The organism is Burkholderia sp. FW306-1C-G01B (assembly GCF_058781685.1).
The window spans coordinates 91735-97734 of sequence record NZ_JBYSWZ010000024.1; the positions used below are offsets into that span (position 1 = coordinate 91735).

The 6000-nt window shown below is 65.9% G+C and carries 8 protein-coding genes and 1 tRNA gene; 7 read left to right on the forward strand and 2 right to left on the reverse strand.

Going from position 1 to position 6000, the window contains the following annotated elements; translation table 11 throughout:
- Positions 1-7 precede the first annotated feature (7 nt).
- From pal to AC3WLY_RS33785, 4 genes are all read left to right on the forward strand, one after another.
- Positions 8-517, forward strand: a complete 510-nt coding sequence (pal, locus tag AC3WLY_RS33770) for a peptidoglycan-associated lipoprotein Pal (protein WP_175962491.1) — start codon at positions 8-10, stop codon at positions 515-517.
- A 19-nt stretch (positions 518-536) separates the two neighbouring features.
- On the forward strand, positions 537-1286 hold the full coding sequence (gene ybgF / locus AC3WLY_RS33775; RefSeq protein ID WP_175962490.1) for a tol-pal system protein YbgF: 750 nt from the start codon (positions 537-539) through the stop codon (positions 1284-1286).
- Positions 1287-1394: 108 nt separating this feature from the next.
- A tRNA-Lys gene (locus tag AC3WLY_RS33780) sits at positions 1395-1471 on the forward strand.
- Positions 1472-1516: 45 nt separating this feature from the next.
- Positions 1517-1804, forward strand: coding sequence for a hypothetical protein (locus AC3WLY_RS33785; RefSeq protein ID WP_310138098.1), 288 nt, complete (start codon positions 1517-1519; stop codon positions 1802-1804).
- Between the two features lie 59 nt (positions 1805-1863).
- On the opposite strand, the gene yiaA is transcribed toward AC3WLY_RS33785, so the two are convergent.
- Positions 1864-2307, reverse strand: coding sequence for an inner membrane protein YiaA (yiaA, locus tag AC3WLY_RS33790; RefSeq protein ID WP_492310606.1), 444 nt, complete (start codon positions 2305-2307; stop codon positions 1864-1866).
- Between the two features lie 103 nt (positions 2308-2410).
- Complete coding sequence (locus tag AC3WLY_RS33795; protein ID WP_175962485.1) at positions 2411-3358, reverse strand: cupin domain-containing protein; 948 nt, start codon at positions 3356-3358, stop codon at positions 2411-2413.
- Positions 3359-3487: 129 nt separating this feature from the next.
- Between AC3WLY_RS33795 and AC3WLY_RS33800 the strand changes: the two genes are divergently transcribed.
- The 3 genes from AC3WLY_RS33800 to AC3WLY_RS33810 all read left to right on the forward strand — a co-directional run bounded on the left by AC3WLY_RS33800 (position 3488) and on the right by AC3WLY_RS33810 (position 5871).
- On the forward strand, positions 3488-3817 hold the full coding sequence (locus tag AC3WLY_RS33800; RefSeq protein ID WP_034182812.1) for a carboxymuconolactone decarboxylase family protein: 330 nt from the start codon (positions 3488-3490) through the stop codon (positions 3815-3817).
- Positions 3818-4026: 209 nt separating this feature from the next.
- Entirely contained in the window at positions 4027-4860 is an 834-nt protein-coding gene (locus AC3WLY_RS33805) for a class II glutamine amidotransferase (RefSeq protein ID WP_175962484.1), read from the forward strand.
- 198 nt (positions 4861-5058) lie between these two features.
- Positions 5059-5871 carry a mechanosensitive ion channel family protein gene (locus AC3WLY_RS33810; RefSeq protein WP_425131409.1) on the forward strand — a complete coding sequence of 271 codons (813 nt, stop codon included), beginning with the start codon at positions 5059-5061 and terminating at the stop codon, positions 5869-5871.
- Positions 5872-6000: the final 129 nt, after the last annotated feature.

Genomic DNA, 6000 nt, shown 5'->3' on the forward strand with positions numbered 1-6000 from the left:
AGTAACCATGATGTCGAATAAAGCTCGTCTGGCTCTGGCCGTGATGATGATCGGCGCGCTCGCAGCGTGCAAATCGGGCGTGAAGCTCGACGACAAGGCAAACGCGGGTGCAGTCAGCACGCAACCGAGCGCCGACAACGTCGCGCAAGTGAACGTCGATCCGCTGAACGACCCGAACAGCCCGCTCGCGAAGCGCAGCATCTACTTCGACTTCGACAGCTATTCGGTGAAGGACGAGTACCAGCCGCTGATGCAGCAGCACGCTCAGTACCTGAAGAGCCATCCGCAGCGCCACGTGCTGATCCAGGGCAACACCGACGAACGCGGCACGAGCGAGTACAACCTCGCGCTGGGCCAGAAGCGTGCGGAAGCCGTCCGCCGCGCGATGGCGCTGCTCGGCGTGAACGATTCGCAGATGGAAGCCGTGAGCCTCGGCAAGGAAAAGCCGCAGGCAACGGGTCACGACGAAGCGTCGTGGGCGCAGAACCGTCGCGCCGACCTCGTCTACCAACAGTAAGTAACGGAAGAATCGCCGTATGACGCATCGTGTATCCTGGCTGCGCGTTGCCGCAGCATTCTGCGTCGCCGGCGCGGCGTGGTCGGCCGCGCCGGCGCACGCCGGCGTGTTCGACGACAACGAAGCGCGCCGCGCCGTGCTCGACCTGCGCAGCAAGACCGACAACCTGGCGAGCCAGTTGTCCGCCGCCCAGCGTACGATCCTCGATCAATCCGGCCGTCTCGACCAGCTGAACCAGCAGGTCGCGACGCTGCGCGGCGAGAACGAGGACCTGACGAACCGGCTGACGACGCTCGAGCGGCAGCAGAAGGAGTACTACCAGGATCTCGACGCGCGGCTCAAGAAGTTCGAGCCGCAGCAGGCGACGATCGACGGTGTCGAAGGCACCGTGCAGCCGGGTGAAACGGATGCGCTCAACGCGGCGCAGCAGCAGTTCCGCAACGGCAACTTCAAGGCGGCGGCGGCTTCGTTCCGCAGCTTCATCGCGAAGTATCCGCAGAGCCCCCACCAGCCGACCGCGCAGTACTGGCTCGGCAACGCGCAATACGCGCTGCGCGACTACCGCGGTTCGACGGCGACATGGCAAGGGATCGTCAGCAAGTACCCGCAACACCCGCGCGCGGCCGACGCCCTCGTGGCGATCGGTACGAACCAGCTCGAACAAGGCCAGAAGGCGGCCGCGAAGAAGACGTTCGAGCAGGTGGTGTCGCAGTACGCCGGGTCGAACGCGGCGCAGACGGCGCAGGGCAAGCTCGAAACGATCAAATAATTATCGTGGCGGATTGTTGACTCACCGAAAATCCGTCGCTATAATCTTTTGCTCTTTGGGTCGTTCGCCAAGTTGTTGGCGCAACGAACCAGCAGGTTTGAAGAACGTGGGGTGGTAACTCAGTTGGTTAGAGTATCTGACTTTTAATCAGAGAGTCGAGGGTTCGAGTCCCTCCCACCCTACCAACTATCTTTGATAGTGCAATTAAAGCCTCCCGCGTGGAGGCTTTTTTGCGTCTGCGTGTTGCCGTGTCGCGCTCCCTTTGCCCGCGCAACGATCTGCGCGCACGCATCGGCAGGCAGGCCGTCGCGCGCGGCGATCCGTTGCGCGAGTGCCGCAGGCGGCACAGTCTGCTTCGACAGCGCCGGCACGAGACGCTTCAGGCTGTTCGACGGCAGTGCGATGCCGGGGCCGCCGCGCTCGCGCGAAATGCGGGTTCGGTGATGTCTGTCATCCCGAATATCTCCATCGTCATGCGCAACGGCATCGATGAGACGACAGGATGCGAAGCCTGCTGAGCGCCGCGGACGTCGTCGCGCAACGGGCGACCTGGCCGGGCGCCCGTCCCGCGATGACGTTACTCCTGGACGGACGATGCAGAATCGGCGTCGGTGTAGCGCGGCTTCGCGCTCTGCAGGTCGCGCGTGTTCTTCTGCACGGCCACCGCGCCGAACAGCGCGAGCACGAACGACATCGCGTAGAAGCCCTTCTCGCTCAACTGCAGCGTCGCGTTGACGAGGCCGACGACCAGCAGCGCGATCGACAGCAGCAGTGCGATCCAGCTGATGCCGTAGTAGATACCGGTGACGGGAATACCTTCCGCGCGGTCGCGGACGCTTTTCTGCAGCGAGATCGCCGCATAGAGGCCGAATACCAGCACGGTAAAGTAATAGCCCTTCTCGTTGAGCTGCATGCCGGCGTTCCAGAGACCGATCAGGAATGCCGCGAAACCTGCGATCAGTGCGGCCCACGACGCGGCCACGAATGCGAACGACGGCTGCTGGATGGTGGTCTGGTTCATTGCTTTGCCCTCTCTTTCTTCTTGTTCGAAATCGTTTTCGTTGAACTGCGTTTCGCGCATGGTAGCAGCTTTGGCGCGCGCCAAGACGGCCGCGCTTGCGGTCTTACATGCCGCGCTGCGCGCGCCGCCAGCGCCCGGGCGTCGTGCCGAGCACCGCACGAAACGCCTTGCCGAAGGCCGCCTCGGATTGATAACCGACCGCCTGGCCGATCTCTGCCTGCCCACGCTGCGTATCCTGCAGCAGCGCGCACGCGTGCATCATCCGGATCTGCGCGACGAACGCGCCGACACTCATCCCGGCTTTCTCGCGGAAATGCCGTGCATAGGTCGCGCGCGACATCGCCGCTGCGTCGCCGAGCGACTCGACCGTCCACGGCTGCTCCGGCGCCTGCAGCACGGCCTGGACCGACGGGCCGAGCCGCGCATCGGCCGCGAGCGCGAGCCAGCCGGACGGCACGCGCGCGTCGCGGCCGTACGCGCGCAACGCATACGCGAGCAGCGCCTGGCCGAGCGCATTCACGATCGCGCCGGCGCCCGGCTGCACATTCGATGCCTCACTGCGCAGCACGCTCGTCAGCAATTGCAGCGGGGCAAACCCCGACGCCTCGCGCAACCCGACGTGCAGCACCTGCGGCAGCGTGCGCATCAGCAGTTCGCCCGCGCCGCGCGCATAGACGAACCGTCCGCACAGCAGGTCCACGCTCGCACTGCCCGGTTCGGCCGGATCGAGATTCGACTTGACCGGGACCACCGCGCCGCCGGCGGCGTCCGGTTCGCGCAGCGGCGCGACCGGCCGCGACCGGCCGGCCCCCGCGTCGAGCAGGTCGTGCGCGCCGCCCGCGGGCAGCAGCACGAAATCGCCGTCGGCGAGCTGCAGCGTGCGCCCGTCGGCGGTACGCAGCCGGCACGTGCCGGCCAGCAGCAGGTGGAACGCCGCCTCGCCGGGCGGCAACGGGTCGTGCGGCATCGCGAACGGCCCGTCGAGCAGGCAGCGCACGTCGAGTTCGACATGGCTGCGGCCCAGCGACAACAGTTGACTCAATGCATCCATGAGACGATCGCGCTAAAAATTGACACTCTAGCGTATCGAAACCCTCAGCGCGAACGATCAGAATAGCCCTGCATCGCCCGAGATCGCGGCGCCCGCCGCCCTCCTCACCTCTACTCGAAAGGACGCATCATGCTGAACTGGAACGAATACCGGAAGGAACTCTCGACGCGCATCGGCGATATCGCCAAGCTGTCGCCCGATACGCTGGCCGGCTACCAGGCGCTGGCAGGGGCCGGCGCCAAGACGGGCCATCTCGACGCGAAAACGCGCGAGCTGATCGCGCTCGCGGTGGCCGTCACGACGCGCTGCGACGGCTGTATCGCCGTTCACACGGCCGAAGCGACCAAGCATGGCGCGACCAGGGAGGAAGTGGCGGAAGCGCTCGGCGTCGCGATTGCGCTGAATGCGGGCGCCGCGCTCGTCTATTCGGCGCGCGTGATGGACGCGCTCGGCGACTGAGCGTGACGGATGCGGCGGCGCCGTCGCGGGCCGCCTCGCTGCGTGACGCCCGGCCGCCTGGCCGGGCGGGTTGCGCATCGCGGATGCGGATGCGTTACGTATGAGTATGCAGCGCGCTCGCACGGACAACCGTGCCGGCAGGCCGCAGACGCGGCCGCGCGGCGAAGTCGGCTACCATGCGCGAACGATTCATCGTGAGGGAGCGCTCCATGTGCCGCTGGCTCGCCTATACGGGCAATCCGATCCATCTCGAGACCGTGCTGTTCCGCGCGAAGCATTCGCTGATCGACCAGAGCCTGCATTCGGAGCTCGGCGCCACGACCACCAATGGCGACGGTTTCGGCATCGGCTGGTACGGGCACCCCGACGAACTGCCGTTCCGCTATCGCTCCGTGCATCCCGCGTGGAACGACCGCAACCTGCGCGAAGCCGCGCGCGCGATCCGCTCGCGGATGTTCATCGCGCATATCCGCGCGGCGACCGAAACGCCCGTGCAGGAAACCAACTGTCACCCGTTCCGCCACGGCCGCTGGCTGTTCGCGCACAACGGGCTGATCCGCGGCTTCCACAAGCTGCGCCGCGACCTGACGATGAAGGTCGATCCAGCATTGTTCCCGACGCTCGAAGGCTCGACCGATTCCGAGCTGATGTTCCGCCTCGCGCTGACGTACGGCCTTGAGCAGACGCCGCTGCAGGCGCTCGAACGGATGGCCGGCGTGGTCGAGGAAACCGCCGCGCGGCATCGCGTGGCCGACCCGCTCAACATGACGGTCTGCGCGACCGACGGCGAACGGATCATCGCGGTGCGCTACTCGAGCGAACGGCAATCGCGTTCGCTGTTCCACAGCACGTCGTTCAAGCACCTGCACGAGCTGTATCCGCATGACCCGCGCATCGCCGAAGTCGGCGACGACGCGTTCATGGTCGTGTCCGAACCGCTCGTCGACCTGCGCGGCGCGTGGGAGGAAGTGCCGGAGGGCATGGCAATCGTCGCGCACGGGGCGGACGTGCAGCAGCGGCCGTTCGGACCGCGGCAAAAGTAGCGGCCGCAGGCGCGGTACGCGAACCGCAAATAGAGAGATAAAGAGAATCGTTGCGGATCGAGGCGTCAGGCAAGCGTTGACCAACGCGCCAACCACCAGGCCCGTTGTCTCATGGCGCTGCGTCGGCTATAAAGGGCCCATTGATCGAGCCCCCTTACGTTCGATCTTCCCCCTTCCCTTCCCACTCCCGGAGACTCCATGCCCGATCTCGCCACCGCCCAGCAATTCCTGATGACCCGCGGCCTCGACTTCGGCCTCAACCTCCTCGCCGCGCTCGTATTGTGGTTCATCGGCCGCTGGGCGATCCGCATCGGCACGCGCCTGCTCGGCAAGGTCGTACGCCGCAGCGGCAAGGTCGACCCGACGCTCACCGACTACCTGACCTCCGTCGTCGGCGTGCTGCTGACGATCCTGCTGATCCTCGCGATCCTGCAGATCTTCGGCGTGCAGACGACCTCGTTCGCTGCGCTGCTCGCCGGCCTCGGCCTCGCGATCGGCACGGCCTGGGGCGGCCTGCTCGCGCACTTCGCCGCCGGCGTGTTCATGCAGGTGCTGCGCCCGTTCAAGATCGGCGACGTGATCAGCGCAGGCGGCGTCACGGGCACGGTGAAGGAGCTCGGCCTGTTCGGCACGACGATCATCACCGCCGACAACATCGTGACGATCGTCGGCAACAACAAGATCTTCTCGGACAACATCGCGAACTACAGCGCAACGTCGCACCGCCGCGTCGACCTGACCGCGAAGATCGCGAACGGCGTCGACGCGGTCGACGCGATCAACCGCCTGAAGACGTCGATCCAGCAGATCCCGAACGTGCTGACCGACCCGGCGCCGGACGTCGGCGTGCTGCAGTTCACGCCGGAAGGCCCGCTGCTGTTCGTGCGCCCGTCCACGGCACCCGAGAACTACTGGCAGGTGTACTGCGATACCAACCGCGTGATCATCGAGACGTTCCGCGACGCGCAATACCCGACGCCCGAAACGCCGCTCTCGCATCGCAACGCGTAACGGCGGCGCCGGACGAAAAAAAGCGTGGCAGCCGCCACGCTTTTTTATTGCTCGTGACCCGTCCTGAAATAGGTTGACACTTTTTCGCCCAAGCGAAGAGGTGCCAAGTGAAGCAAGGGATCAAGCGGA

Coding starts and splice junctions, on each gene's coding strand:
- pal (WP_175962491.1), top strand. CDS start 8: ATGATGTCGAATAAAGCTCGTCTGGCTCTGGCCGTGATGATGATCGGC.
- ybgF (WP_175962490.1), top strand. CDS start 537: ATGACGCATCGTGTATCCTGGCTGCGCGTTGCCGCAGCATTCTGCGTC.
- yiaA (WP_492310606.1), bottom strand. CDS start 2,307: ATGAACCAGACCACCATCCAGCAGCCGTCGTTCGCATTCGTGGCCGCG.
- AC3WLY_RS33795 (WP_175962485.1), bottom strand. CDS start 3,358: ATGGATGCATTGAGTCAACTGTTGTCGCTGGGCCGCAGCCATGTCGAA.
- AC3WLY_RS33800 (WP_034182812.1), top strand. CDS start 3,488: ATGCTGAACTGGAACGAATACCGGAAGGAACTCTCGACGCGCATCGGC.
- AC3WLY_RS33805 (WP_175962484.1), top strand. CDS start 4,027: ATGTGCCGCTGGCTCGCCTATACGGGCAATCCGATCCATCTCGAGACC.
- AC3WLY_RS33810 (WP_425131409.1), top strand. CDS start 5,059: ATGCCCGATCTCGCCACCGCCCAGCAATTCCTGATGACCCGCGGCCTC.